The sequence below is a fragment of the Streptomyces sp. NPDC006235 genome, from assembly GCF_040613735.1.
GTDB lineage: Bacteria > Actinomycetota > Actinomycetes > Streptomycetales > Streptomycetaceae > Streptomyces.
Map to the genome: position 1 here is coordinate 110,695 of NZ_JBEXSR010000021.1, position 22,538 is coordinate 133,232.

General features: G+C 68.6%; 15 protein-coding genes and 1 pseudogene. 7 read left to right on the forward strand and 9 right to left on the reverse strand.

Annotation, left to right across the window (positions count from 1 at the left end):
• Positions 1-6 precede the first annotated feature (6 nt).
• The 5 genes from kdpA (at position 7) to ABZ192_RS24280 (ending at position 7,804) form a co-directional block, all read left to right on the forward strand.
• Positions 7-1,671, forward strand: a complete 1,665-nt coding sequence (kdpA, locus tag ABZ192_RS24260) for a potassium-transporting ATPase subunit KdpA (RefSeq protein ID WP_356926536.1) — start codon at positions 7-9, stop codon at positions 1,669-1,671.
• The gene (kdpB, locus tag ABZ192_RS24265; RefSeq protein WP_356926537.1) at positions 1,668-3,815 is read left to right on the forward strand and encodes a potassium-transporting ATPase subunit KdpB; all 2,148 of its coding nucleotides are present in this window, start codon (positions 1,668-1,670) and stop codon (positions 3,813-3,815) included. The genes kdpA and kdpB overlap by 4 nt, the downstream gene beginning before the upstream one ends.
• 5 nt (positions 3,816-3,820) lie before the next feature.
• Positions 3,821-4,435 (forward strand): potassium-transporting ATPase subunit KdpC, encoded by a 615-nt coding sequence (kdpC, locus tag ABZ192_RS24270; RefSeq protein ID WP_356926538.1) that lies wholly within the window; start codon positions 3,821-3,823, stop codon positions 4,433-4,435.
• Positions 4,436-4,551: 116 nt separating this feature from the next.
• Positions 4,552-5,235, forward strand: a complete 684-nt coding sequence (locus ABZ192_RS24275) for a response regulator transcription factor (RefSeq protein ID WP_356926539.1) — start codon at positions 4,552-4,554, stop codon at positions 5,233-5,235.
• 16 nt (positions 5,236-5,251) lie between these two features.
• The gene (locus ABZ192_RS24280; protein ID WP_356926540.1) at positions 5,252-7,804 is read left to right on the forward strand and encodes a sensor histidine kinase KdpD; all 2,553 of its coding nucleotides are present in this window, start codon (positions 5,252-5,254) and stop codon (positions 7,802-7,804) included.
• A 197-nt stretch (positions 7,805-8,001) separates the two neighbouring features.
• Here the strand turns inward: ABZ192_RS24280 and ABZ192_RS24285 are convergent.
• A pseudogene (locus ABZ192_RS24285) lies at positions 8,002-8,330 on the reverse strand (IS630 family transposase); the annotation flags it as partial.
• 3 nt (positions 8,331-8,333) lie between these two features.
• Here ABZ192_RS24285 and ABZ192_RS24290 point away from each other — a divergent pair.
• Both ABZ192_RS24290 and ABZ192_RS24295 read left to right on the forward strand, forming a co-directional pair.
• A complete protein-coding gene (locus ABZ192_RS24290) occupies positions 8,334-8,618 on the forward strand; it encodes a peptide deformylase (RefSeq protein WP_356926541.1) in 285 nt (94 codons plus the stop codon).
• Between the two features lie 401 nt (positions 8,619-9,019).
• Positions 9,020-9,163, forward strand: a complete 144-nt coding sequence (locus ABZ192_RS24295; protein ID WP_356926558.1) for a hypothetical protein — start codon at positions 9,020-9,022, stop codon at positions 9,161-9,163.
• Positions 9,164-9,380: 217 nt separating this feature from the next.
• Here ABZ192_RS24295 and ABZ192_RS24300 read toward each other — a convergent pair whose 3' ends face one another.
• The 8 genes from ABZ192_RS24300 to ABZ192_RS24335 form a co-directional block, all read right to left on the reverse strand.
• A complete protein-coding gene (locus ABZ192_RS24300) occupies positions 9,381-11,444 on the reverse strand; it encodes a CHAT domain-containing protein (protein ID WP_356926542.1) in 2,064 nt (687 codons plus the stop codon).
• Between the two features lie 321 nt (positions 11,445-11,765).
• Positions 11,766-12,845, reverse strand: a complete 1,080-nt coding sequence (locus ABZ192_RS24305; protein WP_356926543.1) for a helix-turn-helix transcriptional regulator — start codon at positions 12,843-12,845, stop codon at positions 11,766-11,768.
• 67 nt (positions 12,846-12,912) lie between these two features.
• Positions 12,913-13,146 (reverse strand): hypothetical protein, encoded by a 234-nt coding sequence (locus ABZ192_RS24310; protein ID WP_356926544.1) that lies wholly within the window; start codon positions 13,144-13,146, stop codon positions 12,913-12,915.
• A 1,325-nt stretch (positions 13,147-14,471) separates the two neighbouring features.
• On the reverse strand, positions 14,472-16,157 hold the full coding sequence (locus ABZ192_RS24315; RefSeq protein ID WP_356926545.1) for a hypothetical protein: 1,686 nt from the start codon (positions 16,155-16,157) through the stop codon (positions 14,472-14,474).
• A complete protein-coding gene (locus ABZ192_RS24320; protein ID WP_356926546.1) occupies positions 16,157-16,825 on the reverse strand; it encodes a hypothetical protein in 669 nt (222 codons plus the stop codon). The genes ABZ192_RS24315 and ABZ192_RS24320 overlap by 1 nt, the downstream gene beginning before the upstream one ends.
• The gene (locus ABZ192_RS24325) at positions 16,819-17,121 is read right to left on the reverse strand and encodes a hypothetical protein (RefSeq protein WP_356926547.1); all 303 of its coding nucleotides are present in this window, start codon (positions 17,119-17,121) and stop codon (positions 16,819-16,821) included. Before ABZ192_RS24325 ends, ABZ192_RS24320 begins: the two co-directional genes overlap by 7 nt.
• Positions 17,122-17,477: 356 nt before the next feature.
• Positions 17,478-21,134: a hypothetical protein gene (locus ABZ192_RS24330; RefSeq protein WP_356926548.1), complete on the reverse strand. Its 3,657-nt coding sequence runs from the start codon at positions 21,132-21,134 to the stop codon at positions 17,478-17,480.
• Complete coding sequence (locus ABZ192_RS24335) at positions 21,134-22,306, reverse strand: NACHT domain-containing protein (RefSeq protein WP_356926549.1); 1,173 nt, start codon at positions 22,304-22,306, stop codon at positions 21,134-21,136. The genes ABZ192_RS24330 and ABZ192_RS24335 overlap by 1 nt, the downstream gene beginning before the upstream one ends.
• Between the last annotated feature and the right edge of the window lie 232 nt (positions 22,307-22,538).

Consider the following 22,538-nt stretch of genomic DNA (forward strand, 5'->3'; position numbering starts at 1 on the left):
CCAGACATGAGCCCCGTCCTTGCTGACGTGCTGACGGTGATCGCGCTGATCGGCGCGCTCACCTTGGTGCACCGTCCCTTCGGCGACTACATGGCCGCCGTCTTCCAGTCCAAGAAGCACCTGCGCGTGGAGCGGTGGATCTACCGCTCGGTCGGCGCGAACCCGGACGCGGAGATGCGCTGGCCGGCGTACCTGCGGGGCGTGCTGTTCTTCTCTGCGGTGAGCGTGCTGTTCCTGTACGTGCTGCAGCGCGCACAGGACAAGCTGCCGCTGTCGCTTGGTTTCAAGGCGATCACACCGGACCAGGCGTTCAACACCGCCGTGTCGTTCGTGTCGAACACCAACTGGCAGTCGTACTCGGGTGAGGCGGCGATGAGCCACGTCACCCAGACGATGGGCCTGGCCGTGCAGAACTTCGTCTCCGCGGCCGTGGGCATTGCCTTGGCCATCGCGCTGGTGCGCGGCTTCGCTCGCTCCCGCACCGGAGACCTGGGCAACTTCTGGGCGGACCTGGTGCGCTGCATCGTCCGCATCCTGCTGCCGATCTCCGTCGTAGCGGCGGTCGTGCTGATCGCGGCGGGCGCCATCCAGAACTTCGGTGACATCCACACGATCACTACGCTCACCGGCGACAAGCAGGCCATCAGCCCGGGTGCCGTGGCGTCCCAGGAAGCCATCAAGGACCTGGGCACCAACGGCGGCGGCTTCTTCAACGCCAACTCCGCCCACCCCTTCGAAAACCCCAACGGCTTCACCAACCTGCTGGAGATCTTCCTGCTGCTGGTGATCCCGTTCTCGCTGCCGCGCACCTTCGGCACGATGGTCGGCAACGTCAAGCAGGGCTACGCGATCCTGGCCGCGATGGGCATCATCTGGTTCGCCGGCGTGGTCGCCGTGACCTGGATCGAGTACGCCCACCCGGGCACCGCCTCGCAGATCGCGGGCGGCGCGATGGAGGGCAAGGAGCAGCGCTTCGGCGAGGGCCCGTCCTCGCTGTTCGCGGTCTCCACGACCATGACCTCAACCGGGTCGGTCAACTCCTTCCACGACTCCTTCAGCGGCCTGTCCGGCGGCGTACTGCTGCTGGGCATGATGCTCGGCGAGATCGCACCCGGCGGTACCGGCTCCGGCCTGTACGGCATGCTGATCATGGCGGTCATCGCGGTGTTCATCGCCGGTCTGATGGTCGGCCGTACGCCCGAGTACCTGGGCAAGAAGATCGGCACCCGTGAGATCAAGCTGGCCGCCTGCTACATCCTGGTGACCCCGGCGCTGGTGCTGATCGGCACAGCGCTGGCGATGGCGTTGGGCAAGGGCGAGTCGTCGATGACGAACATCGGGGCGCACGGCTTCTCCGAGGTGCTGTACGCCTACACCTCGGCCAGCAACAACAACGGCTCCGCCTTCGCTGGCTTCGCCGCGAACACCGAGTACCACAACACGATGCTCGGCCTGTGCATGGCGCTGGGCCGGTTCCTGCCGATGGTGTTCGTGCTGGCGCTAGCTGGCTCGCTGGCCGAGCAGAAGCCCATTCCGGCGACCGCGGGCACCCTCCGCACGGAGAAGCCTTTGTTCACCGGTCTGCTGGTCGGGGCGATCCTGATCATCACCGGCCTGACGTTCTTCCCGGCCCTGGCGCTGGGCCCGCTGGCGGAGGGGCTGGCGGCATGACCACCAACACGCAGAAAACCGACGTAAAGAAGCAGGACCCCATGTCCACAGGCACTCCGACCCTCGCGCCCCATCAGGACGCACCGACCGGACACAAGCCCGCCGAGCGGGTCGGCGGGGGCCTCTTCGACCCCAAGCAGCTGGTCAAGTCGCTGCCGGACGCCTTCCGCAAGCTCGCCCCCCGGGTGATGATCAAGTCACCCGTGATGTTCGTCGTCCTGGTCGGCTCGGTCCTGACGACGATCTTCTCCTTCAAGGACCCGGGCGACTGGTTCGGCTGGGCGATCAGCACCTGGCTGTGGCTGACCGTGATCTTCGCCAACCTGGCGGAGGCGGTCGCCGAGGGCCGCGGCAAGGCGCAGGCCGACACGCTACGCAAGGCCAAGACGGACACCGTCGCCCGCAGGCTGGCCAAGGACGGCACGAGCGAGGAGCGGGTCCCGGGTACCGATCTGAGCATCGGTGACCTGGTCGTGTGCGAGGCGGGCGACATCATCCCCGGCGACGGTGACGTAGTGGAGGGCGTTGCCTCGGTCGACGAGTCGGCCATCACCGGTGAGTCGGCTCCGGTCATCCGTGAGTCGGGCGGCGACCGCTCGGCGGTGACCGGCGGTACGAAGGTGCTGTCCGACCGGATCGTCATCAAGATCACGACGAAGCCGGGCGAGACCTTCATCGACCGGATGATCAACCTCGTCGAGGGCGCGGCACGGCAGAAGACGCCGAACGAGATCGCGCTGAACATCCTGCTCGCCTCGCTGACGATCGTGTTCCTGCTCGCGGTGGCCACGCTGCCGCCGTTCGCGGACTACGCGGGCACGCACCTGACGCTGGTCGTGCTGGTGGCGCTGCTGGTCTGCCTGATCCCGACCACGATCGGCGCGCTGCTGTCTGCGATCGGCATCGCGGGCATGGACCGACTGGTTCAGCGCAACGTGCTGGCCATGTCGGGCCGTGCGGTCGAGGCCGCCGGTGACGTGTCGACTCTGCTGCTCGACAAGACGGGCACCATCACGCTCGGCAACCGGCAGGCCGCCGAATTCGTGCCGGTCCGGGGCACCACCGAGGCTCAGGTGGCCGACGCCGCCCAGCTGTCCTCGCTGGCCGACGAGACGCCCGAGGGCCGCTCCATCGTCGTACTCGCCAAGGAGAAGTACGGGCTGCGCGAGCGGCACCAGGGCGAGCTGGCGCACGCCGAGTGGATCGCCTTCACCGCCCAGACCCGCATGTCGGGCGTGGACGTGGACGGCAAGAAGATCCGCAAGGGCGCTGCCGGTTCCGTCATCGCCTGGGTGCAGGAGCAGGGCGGCACAGTGGCCGAGGACGCGGACATGATCGCCAACCGGATTTCCGAGGCGGGCGGTACACCATTGCTGGTCGCCGTCGAGGACGATGGCGGCGCGCGAGTGCTGGGGGTCATCCACCTCAAGGACGTCGTCAAGGACGGCATGCGCGAGCGGTTCGACGAGCTGCGCCGCATGGGCATCAAGACCGTAATGATCACGGGCGACAACCCGCTGACCGCGAAGGCGATCGCCGACGAGGCCGGCGTGGACGACTTCCTCGCCGAGGCCACGCCCGAGGACAAGATGGCGCTCATCAAGCGGGAGCAGGCGGGCGGCAAACTCGTCGCGATGACCGGCGACGGTACGAACGACGCCCCGGCCCTCGCACAGGCGGACGTGGGCGTCGCCATGAACACCGGAACCTCGGCCGCCAAGGAGGCCGGGAACATGGTGGACCTGGACTCGAACCCGACGAAGCTGATCGAGATCGTCGAGATCGGCAAGCAGCTGCTGATCACGAGGGGCGCGCTGACGACGTTCTCCATCGCCAACGACGTCGCGAAGTACTTCGCGATCATCCCCGCGCTGTTCGCCGCGGTCTACCCGGGCCTGAACAAACTGAACATCATGGGTCTGTCCTCGCCCGACTCCGCGATCCTGTCCGCGGTCATCTTCAACGCGCTGATCATCATCGCGCTGGTGCCGCTGGCTCTGCGGGGCGTGCAGTACCGGCCGGTGAGCGCGGACAAGATGCTCCGCCGCAACCTGGCCGTCTACGGCCTCGGCGGGCTGATCGCCCCCTTCATAGGCATCAAGATCATCGACCTGCTCATCTCCCTCATCCCCGGAATCGGCTGATCAGCATGAACAACTCCGTAGTCAACACCGGGCGCATGGCCTGGGCGGCGCTGCGCATGCTGCTCGTCCTGACCGTCGTGACCGGCATCATCTACCCGCTGGTGGTCACCGGCATCGGACAGGCCGTCTTCCACGACAAGGCCAACGGCTCGATGGTGAAGGTCGACGGCAAAGAGGTCGGCTCCAAGCTGATCGGCCAGAGCTGGAACATCAAGGGCACCGACAAGCCGGACCCCAAGTGGTTCCAGGGCCGCCCCTCCAACAGCGGCTACGACCCCCTGGCCACAGGCTCCAGCCAGCTCGGCGCCAGCGACCTGCGGCTGGTCAAAGCGGTTAAGGCGGCCAAGAAGCAGGTGGCCGAGTTCAACGGCGTACCTGAGTTCAAAGTACCCAAGGACGCGGTCACCGGCTCCGCCTCCGCGATCGACCCGGACATCTCCACGGACTACGCCGACATCCAGGTCAAGCGGGTCGCCGAGAACAACGGGCTGACCGTCGCCCAGGTCCAGAAGCTGGTCGAGGACCACACCACGGGCCGGGCGCTCGGCTTCATGGGCGAGCCCCGGGTCAACGTCCTCGAACTCAACATCACCCTTAAGAAACTCGCGGCGAAGAGCTGATGGCGTTAACAGGCAGGACGGCGAGGGGCCGGCGAACCGGGATTCTGCGACCCCGTCGGCTCCCGCCGCCGTACCGAATCCCCCGACCCCACCGATGACAGGAAGGCCGCACGCCGATGACCCGGGTGCTGGTGGTGGAGGACGATCCACAACTCGTACGAGCCCTAGTGATCAACATGCAGGCCAGGCAGTACGGAGTGGACGCAGCGCCCGACGGCGCCACCGCGCTGCGGCTCGCCGCCGCGCGCCAGCCGGACGTGGTGATACTCGACCTCGGGCTGCCCGACATGGACGGCGTGGACGTCATCAAGGCGCTACGAGGCTGGACACGGGTGCCGATCCTGGTGCTGTCCGCCCGCAGGGCCTCCGACGAGAAGGTCGCCGCGCTCGACGCGGGCGCCGACGACTACATCACCAAGCCGTTCAGCATGGACGAACTCCTAGCCCGGCTGAGGGCCGCGGTACGCCGTACCGAGGACCTACCGCTCGCTCCGGAGAGGACGCTGGTCGAGACCGATGAGTTCAGCATCGATCTGCTGGCGAAGAAGGCCGTCCGGGCCGGCCGCGACGTCCGCCTCACCCCCACCGAGTGGCATCTGCTGGAAATCCTGGTGACCCACCCCGGCCGCCTCGTCACCCAAAAGCAGCTCCTGCAAGAGGTGTGGGGCACCTCCCAGAGCAACAAGACCAACTACCTGCGGGTCTACATGGCCCAGCTGAGACGCAAACTGGAAGCGGACCCCTCCCACCCCCGCTATCTCGTCACCGAGCCGGGGATGGGCTACCGCTTCGAAGAATGACGCGCGAAGGGTGAATATGGCACGCGGCAAGCTTCGGATCTACCTCGGCGCGGCACCGGGCGTCGGCAAGACCTACGCCATGCTGTCCGAGGCCCACCGCCGCACCGAGCGGGGCACCGACTGCGTGGTCGCCTTCGTCGAGCACCACGACCGGCCACGCACCGAGGTGATGCTGCACGGCCTGGAACAGATACCCCGCAAAGAGCTCGAGTACCGGGGCAGCGTCTTCACCGAGATGGACGTGAACGCCGTCCTCGCCCGCCGCCCCCAGGTGGCCCTGGTGGACGAACTCGCCCACACCAACATCCCCGGCTCCCGCAACACCAAGCGCTGGCAGGACGTCGAGGAACTGCTGGCCGCCGGCATCGACGTCATCTCGACCGTCAACATCCAGCACCTGGAGTCCCTCGGCGACGTCGTCGAATCCATCACCGGCATCCGGCAACAGGAGACCGTCCCCGACGAGGTGGTACGCCGCGCCGACCAGGTCGAACTGGTCGACATGTCCCCTCCCGCCCTGAGACGGCGGATGGCGCACGGCAACATCTACAAGCCCGACAAGGTCGATGCAGCCCTGTCCAACTACTTCCGCCCCGGCAACCTCACCGCCCTGCGCGAGCTCGCCCTGCTCTGGGTCGCCGACCGCGTCGACGAATACCTCCAGGCGTACCGCAGCGAGCACCAGGTGTCGAAGATCTGGGGCTCGCGCGAGCGGATCGTCGTCGGCCTGACCGGCGGCCCGGAGGGCCGCACCCTGATCCGCCGGGCCGTGCGGCTCGCGGAGAAGGGGGCGGGTGGCGAGGTGATGGCCGTCTACATCGCCCGCAGCGACGGACTGACCTCCGCATCGCCCAAGGAACTCGCCGTCCAGCGCACCCTGGTCGAAGACCTGGGCGGCACCTTCCACCACGTCGTCGGCGACGACATCCCGGCGGCGCTGCTGGACTTCGCGCGCGGAGCCAACGCCACCCAGATAGTCCTCGGGGTGTCCCGCCGCAAGGGATGGCAGTACATCTTCGGGCCGGGCGTCGGCGCGACGGTGGCCCGCGACTCGGGCCCCGACCTGGACGTCCACCTGATCACCCACGACGAGGCGGGCAAGGGCCGCGGACTGCCGGTCGCCCGCGGCGCGCGGCTCGGCCGGGCCCGGCTCCTGTGGGGCTGGCTGACGGGAGTCGGCGGCCCGGCGCTGCTGACCCTGCTGCTGACCAGTGCCACCCCCCACCTCGGCCTCGCCAACGACATGCTGCTGTTCCTGACGTTCACGGTGGCCGCCGCCCTGCTCGGCGGGCTGCTCCCGGCACTGGTCTCGGCGGCATTCGGCTCGCTGCTGCTCAACTGGTTCTTCACCCCGCCACTGCACCGCATCACGATCGCCGACCCCAAGAACATGGTCGCCATCGCGGTCTTCTTCGCCGTGGCGGTCTCCGTGGCGTCCGTGGTGGACCTCGCGGCCCGCCGCACGCAACAGGCGGCCCGGCTACGCGCCGAAGCCGAGATCCTCTCCTTCCTCGCCGGCAGCGTGCTGCGCGGCGAGACCAGCCTGGGAGCCCTGTTGGAACGGGTCCGGGAGACCTTCAGCATGGAGTCGGTGGCCCTGCTGGAACGCCAGAGCGAGGTGGCGCCCTGGACCTGCGCCGGCAGCGTCGGCCCGAGCCAGATCGTCGAGCGCCCCGAGGACGCAGACGTGGACGTACCGGTCGGCGACCACATGGCGCTCGCGCTGACCGGACGCGTGCTGCCCGCCGAGGACCGCCGCGTGCTGGCCGCCTTCGCCGCCCAAGCCGCCGTAGTCCTCGACCGCCAGCGGCTGCAGTCGGAGGCCGCCCAGGCCAAGATGCTGGCCGAAGGCAACCGCATGCGCACCGCCCTGCTTTCCGCCGTCAGCCACGACCTGCGCACCCCGCTGGCCGGCATCAAGGCATCGGTCACATCGCTGCGCTCGGACGACGTGGAATGGTCCGAAGAGGACCAAGCGGATCTCCTCGAGGCGATCGAGGAAGGCGCCGACCGCCTCGACCACCTAGTGGGCAACCTGCTGGACATGTCCCGCCTCCAGACGGGCACCGTCGCTCCGCTGATCCGGGAGATTGACCTCGACGAGGTGGTCCCCATGGCACTGGGCGGCATACCAGACCCCGACTCGGCCGTCGTCCTGGAAATTCCCGAGACCCTGCCCATGGTGGCCACCGACAAGGGCCTGCTGGAGCGAGCCGTCGCCAACGTCGTAGAGAACGCGGTCAAGTACAGCCCGCCGGACGAGCCGGTCCTGGTGTCCGCGAGCGCCATCGCGGACCGAGTAGAGGTCCGGGTGGTGGATCGCGGCCCGGGCGTCCCCGACGAGGCCAAGGACCGCATCTTCGAACCCTTCCAACGCTACGGCGACACCCCCCGCGGCAACGGCGTCGGCCTCGGTCTTGCGGTCGCCCGCGGCTTCGCAGAGGCCATGGGCGGCACCCTCAACGCCGAGGACACACCCGGCGGCGGACTCACGATGGTGCTCACACTGCAGGCGGCCACCAGCCACCTCTCAGCTCAGCGCGATCTGCCAGCCACGGCCACACCCTAGCCCTGGCGCAATTGCACAGGTGCGCAGTGGCCAGTCCCCATCGGCCCGAGGTCCCGGCTTCGTCGTTGTGCCCGCGCTCCCGACGCGGTGATGGTCGGCCAGCGACCAGTAGCTGTTGTCCTTCCGAACTTAAGGGCTGCGTTTCGCTGCTCAAGCGTAGGGGCGGCGTCGGCGTGGGAGTGGTGGCTAGTGCCGCATCAGGCAACGTTCGCCCTGTCGACGACGGTGCGGAGGCGTTGGTCGTCGGCATGACGGTTCCGCCAGATGATGTATCGGCGGATCATGCTGCCCTGTTCCTTGTGGTCTACGTGGTCGGTGCCGTCGAGGGTGAAGTAGCGCTGGGCGGTGAACTGGGCCTCGATCCGGTTCAGCCAGGAGCTGTTGGTCGGGGTGTATGCGATCTCGACATTGTTCGCCACGGCCCAGGTGCCGACCCGCTGACACCTCTTGGTCGTCAGATGCGGGGAGAAGTTGTCGCAGACGATCGCGATGCGGAGCCCGGGCGATAGAGGGACCGCAGGTAGCGGAGATGCTGTTCGCCTCGAGCGAGCGCATCGCCCGCGTCCACACCTTCGCCAAGGGCATGGGCATCGCCGCCCCGCAGATCGGCGTTGGCCGGGCGGCGGCCGTCGTCCAGCCCGCCGCAGAAGGCGCCGGTGCCATCGTGCTGCTCAACCCCCGCGTCACCGCCGCCTCCGAGGCCAGTGACGAGCAGTACGAGGGGTGCCTGTCGTTCTTCGACGTCCGCGGCCTCGTCCCCCGCCCCCTGCGGATTACCGTCGAGAGACCACCACGCTCGACGGCACCACCGTGACCACGGTCTACGAGCGCGGCCTGGCTCGGCTCGTCGCCCATGAGGTCGACCACCTCGACGGGCTGCTGTACCTCAACCGGATGCGGCCCGGCGTCAAGCCCTGCCTGTCGAGCAGTACCGGCAGACCGGCAGGGCCTGGGCGTACGACTCCTGACCGAAAGCTTGCCGTGACGACCGTCGAGGACTCGGCTACTTGGGACGACCTGTTCTCCGTGACGTCGACGAGCGGCCCGTGCAGTTCGTCAGGCCCGCCAACACCGACCGTCCTACCTGGGCGGCGTACGACGGCGGGACCTACCTGGGGACCGTGTCCGCAGAGCCGGACGGTGGCCGACCGCTATGGCAGGTGCAGACATCCGCGAGGCCCACCGCGGCCTGGGCGACGCGGTCCGCGCCCTTCGGTGGCCGTCCTCCTGGCCACGCGCGAGCAGGCCGCCCGCTGGGCCCGCGGCTTGCTCGCCGACGAGACCTTGGCCGCCGCCGACGTGGAGAGCACCGGCCTGGACCAGGTGAAGTGCCCGCATAGAGATCTCCTCACCACGTGACCGGGGCGAACCCTCCGTCCTGACGTGCGAAAAGCCGTCCGGTGGCACGGGGGAACGCCACCGGGACGGCTTGCTTCATCGTACAGCCGCACGGCCCGCGCCGGATATCCCCGGCACCGTGGCGGCCGATGCCCAACTACCGCTCGCGCAGCCTCGTACGGATTGACCGAAGCGCTCTGCGTTCGGGCCGGCCCGAGGCTTGGTTCACTGCGGGCGGCTACTCAAGGAAGGCGGGGCTGCCCCAGTCCAGGAGGGTCGGATCGCGGAAGTCGTGCAAGGCCTCGGCAATTTCGGCTCCGACACCGCGGCCTTCGAACCGGCGTGCGAGGGTGTGCCATGAGCCCTGGAAAGCGCACAGTGCTGCTTCGAAGGCCTCAGCGAAGCCGTTGCCGTCGGCCAGCTCGCAGGCCAGGAGTGCACCGAAGACGACGGCCGCGCCCCCAGGCACCGGCCACAGGTGCCCGACGACGGCCTGTCCGGGGCCGGTGACGGAACGGGCCAGGCCGAAATCGTCATACGGCCCCTGGGCGTTGGCTGCCGCGCTGTCGCAGGTGTTGAGGACCAGCAGGCGACGCTCGGCCGTGGACGGCACAACAGCGGCAGCCAACTCCTGTAGAGGCACCTGCTCACTCGAGCTGAGCAGGATCGAGGACTCGTCCGGGGCGAGCATCGGGTGCCGGCCGTGTGCGGCCACCCAGATCACGTCGTAGTCGTCCTGCTGGTAGGCGGCCAGGAAGTTGGACCGGCTCACCTCGTCAGGGCCCACGACATCGCACCGGATTCCGGCGTAGGAGAACACCGTCGCCAGTACCTCGGCCTCGGCTCGCGTGAAGGGGGCCTGGCCACACCACAGCTGAACCGATCTCACGGGCCGGTCCGGCAGCGGCTGGCGCAGGCTGACGGCCAGCGGCAGGACCGGCCCCTGCCGCCGTGCCAGCAAGGCTTGTACCGGTATCAGGGACGGCAGCAGGGAGGCGAACGCATCCGCCTTTTCCGCGCGGGCGAAGTCCGCCAGGTCCGCGGTGTCGAGATAGTCCTCCAGGGCCGCTTCGAGTTCCTGGGCGTGTGCATCATGCTTGCACCCGGTGGCAGGCGTCGTCAGCGCAGAATCGTGCAATCCCTTCGTGACCAGGCTGCGCCCCAGAGCGGCGTTCATGGCCGAAGTCAGCCGCACCAGCGGCGCATCGTCCCCGCGCGCGGGCGCTGTCCCAGGCCGGAACCAGCCGCGGCCGCCGGCGGCAAGGACCACACACCGATTGCGGCGCCGCTGGTCGGGCGCGACACCATGCCAGATGGACAACCACTGCATGAGCCGATCGTGATCGCCTTCCTGCAGCAGCGCGTGCAGCATCGGCCCGGACATGGACAGCAGCGTGCCCCGATCGCGTGACAGCTGTGCCGCATCCTGCTCCCGCTCCACCAGCGCGGCCACAGCCTCCAGCTGGGACACAACGCCGGGGAAATACGCGGCCCGCTCGCCAGGGTCCATCCTCACCGCGGTGATGGTCTTCAAAGACAGCGCCGTGTACGGGTTCAGGTCCAGACGGTCCAGCGCCCACCGAGCGATCACGGCAGGCTCGCGGTGCGTGACCGGCGGCTGCGCACCGGCCAGCAGGACGGCCAGGGCACCGGCCAGGGGGGAACCGGGGCGCGCATACAGATACGCCTCCAGTTCGTGGCCCAGCGCACAGGCCTCCTCACGCCGTTGGTGCCCCATCAGGTAGGTCAGCAAATGCGCGGTCGCCTCCACCCTCTGCTCAGGCCCCTGGGCGAGACGATCCCCGCACAGAGTGAGAACGGCCGGGCTGAGCTGCCCGGCCAGTTCGTCGGCCGACTGCGCGGTGTTGTTCAGATAGAACAGCACCGGCGCCAGCATGATCAGTGCCGCCTGCGCCACCACACCGAACGTCTCGTCACGCAGCGCTCCGTCCAGCGGTGCCAGGTTGATCTCGGTGTCACCTGCGTCCGCCGCCACCGGGGGGCCGAACGCACTGTGCAGCCACCGCCACATGGCCAGCGGCTGCGCATGCTCAAATCCATAGCGTGCCGGAATCCAGCACACCATCATGGCCAGCACGACCCTCGCGGGCCCCGGTACGCCTGGATGGGACTTCTCAAGCCCCTGGATGTCCTCCAGCAGTGCCATCGTGACCTGCTCCAGGGAGTGTTCCGACGTGCTCAGCTGCCTCTGCACCTGCTGCAGCAGCATCGCCACGCCGACCAGCGAGCGCGGCTCGCCGAGCGCTTCAGCGTCCATTTCCACCCCGGCGGGAAGCCGCATGGAGGCAGACGGAAACAACTCGTCCAACCGCACTGGATCCCCCCACTCGCACCTGCGGCCGACCACAGATCCGCCCACCGGGGCGGCAGCCGCATCACATCCTCTCACCCAGTTCGGCACATCGAGGCAGCAAGCGGACAACCGTGAGGAGGCACCCCCCTTCCTGCGCGGGCCAGGCCGCAGGCTCCTGGCGCACACCACTCCACCAGAGCCGGCCCCTCGAACTCGTCTCAGCAGCAGCGAACTCGGACCGTCAACGGATAAACAGCACGCCGAACCACCGGCATCCGACACGATCTCGGCCCACGACGCTGACGCTTCTCAGCGTCCTGCCCTGACTAGCCGATCCCGCCTGGTGTGCCAGTCGGCCATGGGAGGCAGAACGTGCGGCAGTTGCTCGAGTGCCGGTGGTGTACTGCCGAGCCGCACAAGAGCGGCTGCCAGCCGATTCATGTGGCCGGTGCTGAGGATCATGTCTCCGTCAAGGTAGCCCCGCAGGGCCTTGCTGGCGATGCCCGCGTGCCTAGCCAGCAGTGGAAGGAAGGGCCGCCCGTAGAACCGGTGGAGGGCCCGGAGATCGGTGATGAGCAGGTGGCGGTCCACCTGAACGGCACGCTGACGCGGCCACGCTGAACGGGGCGGCTTGGCCCACTGCGCATGCACAGACTGATTCACCGCAGCGGTGTTGCCCGGGCCTGTCGCGCCGCGGTCAGGCCCTGCCGACAAAGCTGTCAGACGTGCACGTTCGCGAGCGGCATCCAGACGGCGTCGCGGACTGGTCGAGGTTCGCTCCAGAAGGTCGAGCCACTCGATTTTCTCGGCGATGGTGCCCACCCGGCAACCTTGCAGGAAGGCCAGCAGCCCGCGCACGGTGACCGGCTGGAAACCGGAGGCCATGGCCGCAAGAGTGGTGTGCGAATAGCCCGTCGCCCTGGCCATCGCCCTGAACGACACAGAACGGTAGGCACGCAGCCCCGACAGCCAGTGCGGGAGCGCCTTGAGGCCCGCAGCTTTGGACGGGGGCGTCAGCTTGCCTGTGGTGTCCCACCGCGCCCAGGTACCGCGCCACGCCAGGCAAGGGTCGGCACCGTCGTGAGTATGAGCGTGCCCGGTGGAGGGGACGGCTCGGGGGAGGGCCCCCCGAGTGGCGGCTTCCCGTCGGGCCAGCCACGGTGTGACGTCGAGTTCGCCGCACGCCTGGACGAACGCGGTCACCGTCTTCTCGGTGGGCACCTTCGTGCCGCTTTGAGCGCTGGAGAGCGTTCCCACCGACAGCCCGGACAGGTCCGACAGGTGCGCCATCGTAAGCCCGGAGCGCTCCCGCAGGGACCGCAAATCGGCGGCGAGCATAACGCAGGGAAGGTCGCTTTGGTCGGGGAGTTTCTTGCTGGGGCGGGCCATGGCGGCTCACCTCCCTTCCTTTCGCAGTGCATGGTGCGGGACCGGCGAACCGGTCCCGCACCAACGATCAGCGCAGGCGCTGCTGCAACTCGACCGCGATTACGGAGCCGGCGGCGACCGCAGCGACGGCCGTCTGGGCAGAGCAGCCGGCGAAGACCAGCAGCGTGATGACCACCAGCACCAGCACCAAGGCGCCGTCACCGCCGGTATGCCCACTCGCCTCCCGCCGCAGGACGTCTCCGGGCCACCGCCGGCCGGCACCGCTCGCCCATACACCGCACAGGACAGGGCATGTGTTCATAGGTCTCTCCTTCTTACGTCGTCGTGTAGCAGGTGGGAGCCCGCCGCACGGATCGTGACCCGGACAACTGTCAGCCCGAGGTGACCGTTTGACGCCGGTCACCGTCGATGCAGGCAATCATCGTCAGCCGCACTGACACTGAGGGGATGATCTGCCAGAACCTGAAAAACCCGAGGAAACGTTGTTCAGGAAACGGTGCCTGAGGATCGTTTTGAACAACCAACTATGGCCACGAAAGAGCAGCTCAGAAGCCCTGTCGGCCGGAAAGTGGTCGCACCGCTAGTTGGTAGTTATCCCGCGGACGAGGAGAATCGGCTCCCAGCGTGGGTGGAGTGTGAACAACACCCGGCACGCCAGGGCTCTTTACGTCTATGACCCGGACTAAGACCCCGCTTGGCGGTGGGCTGTTGACGCAGCAGCCGCAGACCGGGTGGCGGCACAGCCGCCACCCGGGCACCGGCCCGAGCCGCGCGTACCCGGCGCTGGACGTCTCTAGAGGCCGCCGTGACCTGAACCTGTGGCCGCTCCCGGCCGTGGTCGCCGAATTGCAGGACCGCCTCAGCAACGCTGAAGCGGCCCCGTTACCCGCCTGCGCCCTCAGCGTCTGGAGAACCGTCCCACTTCGGTTCCGCGCCCCAGCCGGGCCGCAGGCGGAGCAGGCAGGCGCGCAGCGCCCGAAAGAGGAGTAAGCCGAGGCCGCCCGGCGTGCCGCCCTCGCCCCGGACGTAGGAACCGGCGTAATACGGCTCGCCGCTTCGTGGGCTCATGCGACTGCGAACGGGTGCCGCCCTCGGCGACCATGAGAGCCTGGGCCACCCCGTAAAGGAAGTAGTAGGTCTGAACGGCTCCCAACTGTTGGCGAGCCGGATGATCTCCGAGCCTTCGACCAGCGCATGGGTGTGCTCGAGCAGCCGGGCGGTTGCCCACGCCCGGCGCAGGCATGCCATCAACTGGCCTCGGTCGCAGGCGCGCAGCGGTCCATCAGACACGAGAAGGAGCGGTGTCGCAGACGCATGGAGACCCGCGACAGCATCTGCCAGCGACAATGTGCTCTCCCCGAGCGCAAGTTCACGGAACGCGCGGATGTAGGAGCCGTGCGTACGGAAGCTGCGTGTCTGCTCACTGTCGACCGGTGGCGCAGAAAGACGATACGTGCCACGCCTCATTTCACCTGCGCGGCCAGACCCGTTGCCACGACACAGGTGCCGACGACCCTCGCTGCCCCCGTGAAGCAGTCGCTGACCTCGCATCATCGCCATCGATTCCAAGGCGCCGGTGCGGGTGCAGCGCCTTGAAATCATCTCCAGACCGCACTTATGGCTGTGTCAGAGGACCGAGAGGATCGCCGCCAGTGAAGAGTCCAGCCTGCTGGGCATGGGATCTTCAGGTGAAGCACCTGGATATTCGATCCGCTGTCGAGCTGTGCGGCGTCGCCGTTCCGCGGCCAGCCGCTTGACCCTACGACGGACTCGTTCACCGACGGCGGCCGGGTTGCGAACTCCCAGGACAGCTGCGGCCTCCTCCCACGTTCGCCCGGCAGCTGCGGTGTACGCGAACACCACCTCACGCTCGCCTGGATGCAGGCCTTCAAGCACGACGGCGTTGAGCCACCCGTTCCCATCCGGGGGGCACTCCAGCCAAGCGGTGGGGGAATCAAGGTCATGCAGGGGCAGGCTGGGGGCGTCCGAATCCACCGGCATGGCGCCCCCGGCCCCTGTATGCCTATCGAGGCAGCTGATCAGAAGCCCACTCGTGGGATCCCACACCCGCACATTGCCGTCTGCGGCCACAGCTACCCTCCAGGCAGAGGCCGGCCGGACTCCGGGACACCCGGTGAGAGGATCCTGCAGCCCAAAGGCCGACCTGGAGGACGAAGCCCATACGGCGTCCGGAAGGTCTTGAACTCTACGCGCCTTGGCAGACGAGAATGCCATGTCGGAGCATTCGGTCAGTATGACCACGAAATGCCTCACGAGGTCTTCCCCGAGGCAGTCCAGCTGCCTCGGGAAGGGATCGTTGAATCCATGGGGCCTCACGCCGCCTGCCGTGCGGAACATATCCCCTTGCCAGGCCCTGGCCCTGCTCTGCAGGAGCTGGTCTCCTAGATCCTGCTCGCAAGCTTGCCCACTCCGCACCTGAACGGGGCAGAAACCCCGCAGCGCGCTGAGCAGCGCGGCCTTACCCGAGAGCGAGCGCTCGGGGGTGTGCTCACCGTTGCCTGCCGGCGCCTGCATCCCGGGCCCTTCCAGCCCGCTCCGTGCGCCGCTGCAGGCATCCAGCGGCTTTCGCGAGATGCCCGAGGACGCGGGTGGCAGCGCGATCCGGACACGGCCGGCGGGCAGCGCCCGGGCTCGGCTTGAAGGACCCGCTTCGAGTGCGGCAGCAGGTGCCTTCAGCAGCTGCGCAAGGACATCGCGCACGGTCGGGTAGAACTCGACGTCCTGCGCCTCGTACGTGAGCGGCGGGCAGGTGAACGTGTAACCGAACCAGAGGTCTTCATCTGCACAGGGCGCCGGGCGCTGCGCATCCACCAGGATCCGCTCCCACGTGCGTGGCGGGTGGGGCTGGATGCCGTCGAGGAGCTGCTGCGCATCCGCGTGGCCCCACCGGGCGGCCGCCATCAGATGCTTCACCACCCAGACGAAGCTCTCTGTCTTGCCGCCGCCCGTCGGGATGGACACACTCAGACGCCGCGGCTCTGTGAGGACGATCCGGAATGCAGCGCCGGGGTGCTGCTCGGTGAGCGCGAGAGCGAAGGCTGCGCGGGCGGCGTCCAGCTCGCCGCGGCGCAGCGCCCTGGTGGCGAGCCGGTAGGCGCTGTTGGCGTCGGCCCGTGCCGTGCTGACCGGGATACCGGAGGCACTGGCACGCCTCGGCCCCCACTCACCGTCAGGGCGGTCCCAGTAATCGGCAGGCCCCTGCATGAGCTCCAGCAGTCGGGCGTACGCGGTGCTCCTCACAGCGTCCTCCGTGTGGGTGGTCGTCCTCCGGCGGGTGTCGTTGTTGTCCATCAGCTACTGTCCTCGGGCCGTGATCGGGGCGGCATGATGTGCGCTGGCCGCAGTCGATCTCTGACCGCGGGGGCGCTGCGGATCGCCCGGCGGCCGCGCGACCATTGCTGATCGACCTGGTTCCTGGTGGTTCCGACCTGGGCGGCGATGTCCGGGGCCCGCATGCCCTGGCGCTGCAGTTCTGCCACCGCCCGTGTCTGCGAAGCGCTGATGCCACGGATGGCGTCGTCGACCACGCCCAGGAGTTCCTCCTCCTCGGTGGGCCCCCACAGGCGCCGGTCGGCGGGTGAGGCATCACGCACGACGCATTCCTGGGGATCAGTACTGCCGCAGCCCTCTCGGGACGCGGCGGCCGTGGCCGCCGCGTCCAGGCGCGGTCCGTCGTCGATGAGCGTCTCGTTCTTGAGCTGCACTGCCCACCTGCGGGCCAGCCGCCCCGCGGTCGTCTTGATGTAGGCCACCGGCTGCCGGGAGGGGTCCAGCCGCCCGCTCCTGAGCACCTGGTAGAGAGCTTCGCTGGCAATGTCCTGACGGGCGGCGTGGCTGAGGTCGCTGAAGCCCGACAACGAGGCCACGACTTCGTTGAGCATCTGCCGGAGCTGGTCCTCCGTCATGTTCTCGAAGTCGAACGCGCACGGCCCGGACGCCGGACCGTCGGGGCTCACCACAGGCCGCGCTCCGTCCCGTGGCCCCGATGCCCGGACGGATCCGCTATCCGCCACACCGTCAGACGGCAGCCGTCCGGACCTTCGTAGTGCACTGCCGCCCCGGCGGGCAGCCCCTTCAGCGCCTCGACCGTGAGGGCTGCCGGATCACAGATCCCGGTGCCGGCCGAGACGGCAGCGACTCGCTGCCGCCGCGCGCGTCGCCGCAGGCCCGCGAGGAGAGGAAGGTTCCACACCGCGTGAAGCACGGGTACCAGGGCCGTACCGACGGTCACGTAGTCGAGAATCTGGGACGTCATCTTGCCTCTGTCTTGGACGAGTTGGGCGAAGCCGAAGAGGCCCTCGCCTACTCATAGGCCCGACGCATCCCCCTTCTTAACAGATCACTCAAGATTCTTTCCGGGCTCCGTCACGACCGCGAGCGGGCCCTCGAGCACCCGTACGACGACAGACCGCGGGCACCTGGCCTCCGGCATCCGCCCGTCGCCGTGCCCCCGGCACGACCTGCAACGCACTTGGGATTTCGCATGGAACTATGTGCTGCCCTGGTACGCGAGGGAGGTGTCCGTCGTCTGACGGCTGGCCGTCCGTCCATGGACACGAGGTGCCGTGAGGGGCGGTTAGCCGGTCTGATGATCCCCTCCTGCGCTCGGAGTCAATGCTCCCACTCGGGAAACAGCAGGAACCGGTCGAGACGGTCGAGGTGAGCCGACTCCCCGGTCCCGATCATCCGCACGATCTCCTTGGGAAGGTGCTCCTGGTCGAGGCCGAGTAAGGAAGTAGGCAGGTCGGTCGATTCGCTGCCACCGGTACCGCCGTCGCGGAGCAACATGCTGGGGAGCAGCGCCCCTCGGGCCTCCGTAGCGGCTTCCTCGGTCAGCAGGGGGAAGATCCTGACAGGAGCGCCGAGCCGGTCCCAGCCGAGGTGATCGAACAGGCCCGGATCCACTTTCAGGGAGAGGTCGCCGGTCAGACGGCCGACGCGTACGCCGAACAGCGGCCACCGGGTTCCCGGCACCGCGACCAGCACCGTCGTGTGCTGACAGAGGGCCTGGAGCTGCGCCCATGCCTGCGGGGTGCGGTCGCGCACGGCTTGCCGGGCGAGAGCGATGTTTGGGCTGTCCCCGGTGCCGATCAGCTTTCCGATCAGGGCCGGCGCCAGGAGCGTCCAGGCGAGCCGGTCGGGAAGCAGCGCTGTGTCCAGGTTTCCGGTCGTCTCCGCGACCAGTGTGGTACGGGCGCTGAAATCCGTCAGACGCTCGAAGAGCCGCTCTCGGAAACCTCCGCTGCGACCGGGGAGGATCGTCGTCAGGTCGGCGAGCGTCGCCCCACCCTCGCCCGGGTCGAGAAGCGCGTCGACGGCCTGCTGAAGTCGGGTGCGCTCATGACTGATTACCTGCGACGGAGCTTCGATGGTGATCAGCCGACGAAGTCGGGAGGTGCGCGAGACGATCTGTCTGTACAGGTTGTTGAGTGCGCTGCCGTGCAGGCGCCCCTCGTGGACGATCACCGGGCGCAGGTCGGCGGGCAGCACCGGAAGTCTGTGCAGCAGCGCGCCCCGGGGAGGGGCCTGCCCTCGCCGGGAGAACATCAGCCTCACCGCTTCCGCACCCGAGCACAGCCGGTCCTCGTCGTGGCGGGGCCCCGCCCCCGCGGGCGGGAAGATGAACTCGTCGCGGTCGCCGTCCCTGACGACGTGACACCGTTCGTGGATGAGGTCGGCCAGTGTCCCGTGGTCGAGGCCGAGAGCCTCGCCAAGACGGTCCTTGTACCAGGGGTGAACCACCGGCGCGGCCAGTTCGATGTGGCCCATGCGTCGGCGCCGGACCTTGCTCTCTGTCACCTCCACCCCGCACTTTGGGCAGACGTCACCCGCGTGACGTGAACTCCGGAATTTCCCGCAACCGCACTTGTGGTCGCGGACCGGTCCGAAGACGCTCTGACAAGCCAGGCCGGCCGGCACCGGGAGCCGGGTCCGAAGGTCCACCATGTCACCGTTCCGCACCTCGCCGAAGGACGCGGCGAGGACCTGCTCGTCGTCGATGGCCCGGAACGACAGCCGGTCCCCGTGCCAAACGGGCTCGACGCAGGCGGCGCGCAGCAGGCGGCCCCAGTTGCGGACTGCCTCGAGCGGTGCGGACTCCAGCGTCGATGCTTGCTCGGACGGCGGCATCGGTATCTCCCGCAACGAGGTCCCGCCCTCGACCAGGAGCTGGTAGAGGCCGAGGCGCCCGTCGATGAAGTCACTCCGGAGCACATGGATCTCGTAGGCGGTTCGGCTCGCGCTGTGTCGCAACAGCCACGCCAGATCCGCAAGTCGGACCGGTTGCCCCGAATCGCTCGCGTCGGTCCATACCGGCAGCTGCGTGACCATGGAGTACGGGCCTGTCGCCCGGGCGCGGACGACAGATCGGGAGCGCTCGTCGGGGCGGAGCCGGACGCCGACGGTCCTGGTCGGCTCTTCGGCTGCCCAGGGGTGGTCGGGGCCGACGAGTACGTCCGTCCCGTGGCCGTTCTGGGTGCCGCACACCACCGCCCTGGAGCCGTCCGGGCCGTACAGGACGTCGCCGGTCTCGAGGGGGTCCGCCGTCGCCAGGCTGATGCTGATCCTGGCGCGTTCGTCGGGGCGCAACACCTCATCCTGGACCACCCGTGCCGGATGCCAGGCGACCTCAAAGGACTCGGACGCCGCAGTACTGATGTGCACACTCAGCACCCTCGCCGGGTGCCGGCCGGCCCAGCGGAACGACGCGTCCCGACGATCGGGGAACTTCTCACCGAAGATCGCGCGCAGCAACCGCTCCTCCGGGGTCAGGCTCTCCTCGGTGCGGGGTGTGCTGATGCCGACGAGAAGATCACCCGGCTCGACCGTCTCGCCGGGCAGCACGATGCCGTCTGAGGCCAGCGCCCCGCACAGGTCGGGCATCACCTCCGGCGGCTCGGCGGTGAGCTCGTCGAGCCCGAGCGGGGTCACACGCAGGGATACGACGACGTTGTCGAGGCCCGAGCCGGAAAGGGTCCCGGGCGTGGACAGGTCCAGTGAGACCAGGGCCGCATCGCCCCGGAGTCCCGGGGACACGGCCACCACACAGGGCCGGTACAGGTCGGCGCCGCGGGCGAGGCCAGCTTCCTCGTGCCGCTCGGCGGCGAGGGCGTAGCCCACCCTGCGGGCGAACCCTGCGCTGAACCCGTCGGTCTGCCAGCCACGCCGCCCGGGGCGGCGGATTCCGGCCTGCGCGGCGATGACGGCCCGCAGCTCGGACCCGGACGGACGGTTGCGGCCGGTGACGGTGCGCCGGAAGGCGGCTTGCAGGATCCGTTCGACGTCGGTCTGCCGGTCGTACCGGGGGTGATCGGCGACTGCGACGAGTTGCCCGGTCGGCCGATCCTGCCCGTGCCGGTCCCGGACGTCACTGACCCACAGCATGTCCGGCAGGTCAAAGACCAGTTCGTCGCCCCGCTCGGTCAGCCCCAGCATCAACGGCAGCTGCATCAACTCCAGGCACCGGAGGTCCGCCGGCTGCCCCGGCCGACGGATCCGCAGCTCGAGGGTGAGCGGGATCCGGCAGTCGGAGGGGTGCACGCTGCCCTTCTGGATTTGCCACCACAGGCTCAACGTCACCCGTGTTCCGCACAGTTCGCAGGTGACATACGCGGCTACAGTTCCGCACCCGTGACACCGGCGCCCCTGCGCGGGCAGCCGGCCGTTGCCGGACATCGCTCCGCAGTCGCAGGCGTGGTCGTAACGGGCAGCGTGCCCTTTCCGCCTCCCGCACGAACAGGACCACGTACCCAGGTGGTACCCGGTGAGATCCACGTCGACCGGTGGCTCTGAAAAGTCGTCCTCGTCCGTTAGCCGCATCGGGAACAGCCGGTGCAGGGCCCGCTCCAGACCGATCTCCCGCCGGTCGGCAGCGGGCACGTCCAGCTGGAGGAAGTCGGCGAAGCCCTGGCAGTGCCGCCGGTGCAGGGACGCGTATGCGTCGTCGCGCTCCGCCGACCGCTGGCGGAAGAGCAGCCGGGAGTAGCGCAGCAGGTCGGGCCGGGCCCGGCTGAAGTACTCCAGGCCGAGGTCGAGGTCGTCGCGCAGAGCGAGCACACCGAACCGGGCCAGACGCAGCTCACGGAACTGCTCATCAGTGAGAACCTCGTGCACCTCGTCGGCGAGGTCGTCCTCCACGGTATAGCGCACCACGGTGGAGAGCGCGTAGTCGCTGCGGTGCGAACGCCACTGTCGGGCGTCCTCCGCCAACTGCCTGCGGTACGTGCCCTGCGCGATCCCTTCGGCGACGCGCTCGCGGAACGAGGACATTAGTGCTTCTCCCGGAAGTATTCCCTGAACCGGTTGTGACAGAAGGTGTACGACTGCCTGTGCTCGCCGGTGCGCAACAGGAACCGCTGCACGTCACACACCACCTGATCGAGCTTCCCGCCGGTCAGGCCGGGAACGTTGCGGAGCAGGTCGGAGCGGTGCAGGGGGCCGTACGCCTCCAGGATCAGGCCCAGCACCATGTTGTGCAGACCGCTGTCAACGGAGCGGTGGAGGTGTTCGAACTGCTCGTCGAGGTAGGGGTACAGGCCGTTCGGGGTCCGTCGGATGTTCTCCGGGGTGAGCCTGCCGTGTTCCACGTCCTCGACCAGGAACCGTAGGTAGAACGGGTCTCCCTCGGAGACGTCGTGCAGGGCGTCGACGAAGCCAGGCCGCTGGCCGAGGGCGGCACCGGCCGGTCCTGCGTGGTGCAGCAGCAGCTGCCGGACGGCGTCGGTGTCCAGGCCGCCGAGCGTCACCCGCAGACCGATGCCGTCCGGTGTCAGGCCCACTTCTTCGAGGTAGGACCGCTCGCCCTGGGACCGGGCCGACAGGAGGACGAACAGATTCTTCGGCAGGCGCCGCGGGAGGAGACCGCGCAGGAAGCTGGGGTGCTTGTCCACCTCGTCGATGGCGTCCAGAACCAGCACGGTCGGGTTCTCCCGGTCGCTCTGGACCACTTCGAGGAACCGGTCCGTCAACGCGAGCCCTTCGATGGGGGCGGCGCGGTGCGGGTCGAGTTGCTCGCACAGGTTGGAGAGCAGATGGTCGCGCAGGGTCGGGTCGAAGGCGCCGCCTGCTGTTTTGTAGCGCTGACTGATGAAGTGGTAGAGGTAGCTGGGCTGTTGCCGGACCAGCATGGCCAGCAACGACGTCTTGCCGTACCCGGAAAGCCCGTCGACGAAGACGTATCCGCGGTCGTGCTCGTCGATGTGGTCGCGGATGGCGCTGATCTCGCCGTCGCGGCCCGCGAACTTTTCGGTGTGGTAGTCGAGCAGGTGCTGGAAGAACCATCGCGATCCATCGGACGACGGACCCTGCGCTGGAACCGAGGAAGGGGCCGGAGCGCGTCCCGTCTCCCGTGTGAGGGCGCTCGCCCAAAGCTGCCGGACGCTGTCGACCACCGCCCGTTCGTCGCGTCCGGCTTGGCGTGCCAGGACGGTGGCCACGGACACGACAGCTTCGGCCCGGCGCGGAAGAGCGGGCTCCGACAGGATCCTGCGGACGGTGTCCCCGCTCGGCGCGTCCGGCAGGGAGTCGTCCTGTTTGATCTTGTCCGAGATCTCATCCGTAGCCGGCGCGCCAGCGTGTGCGTAAAGCTCGTACAGCAGTGACTTGAGTTCGCCAAGAGGGCCTGGGGCGACGGCTGGAGGCCGGACGGGCCGTGGCCGTGGTGTGCGCCGTTCC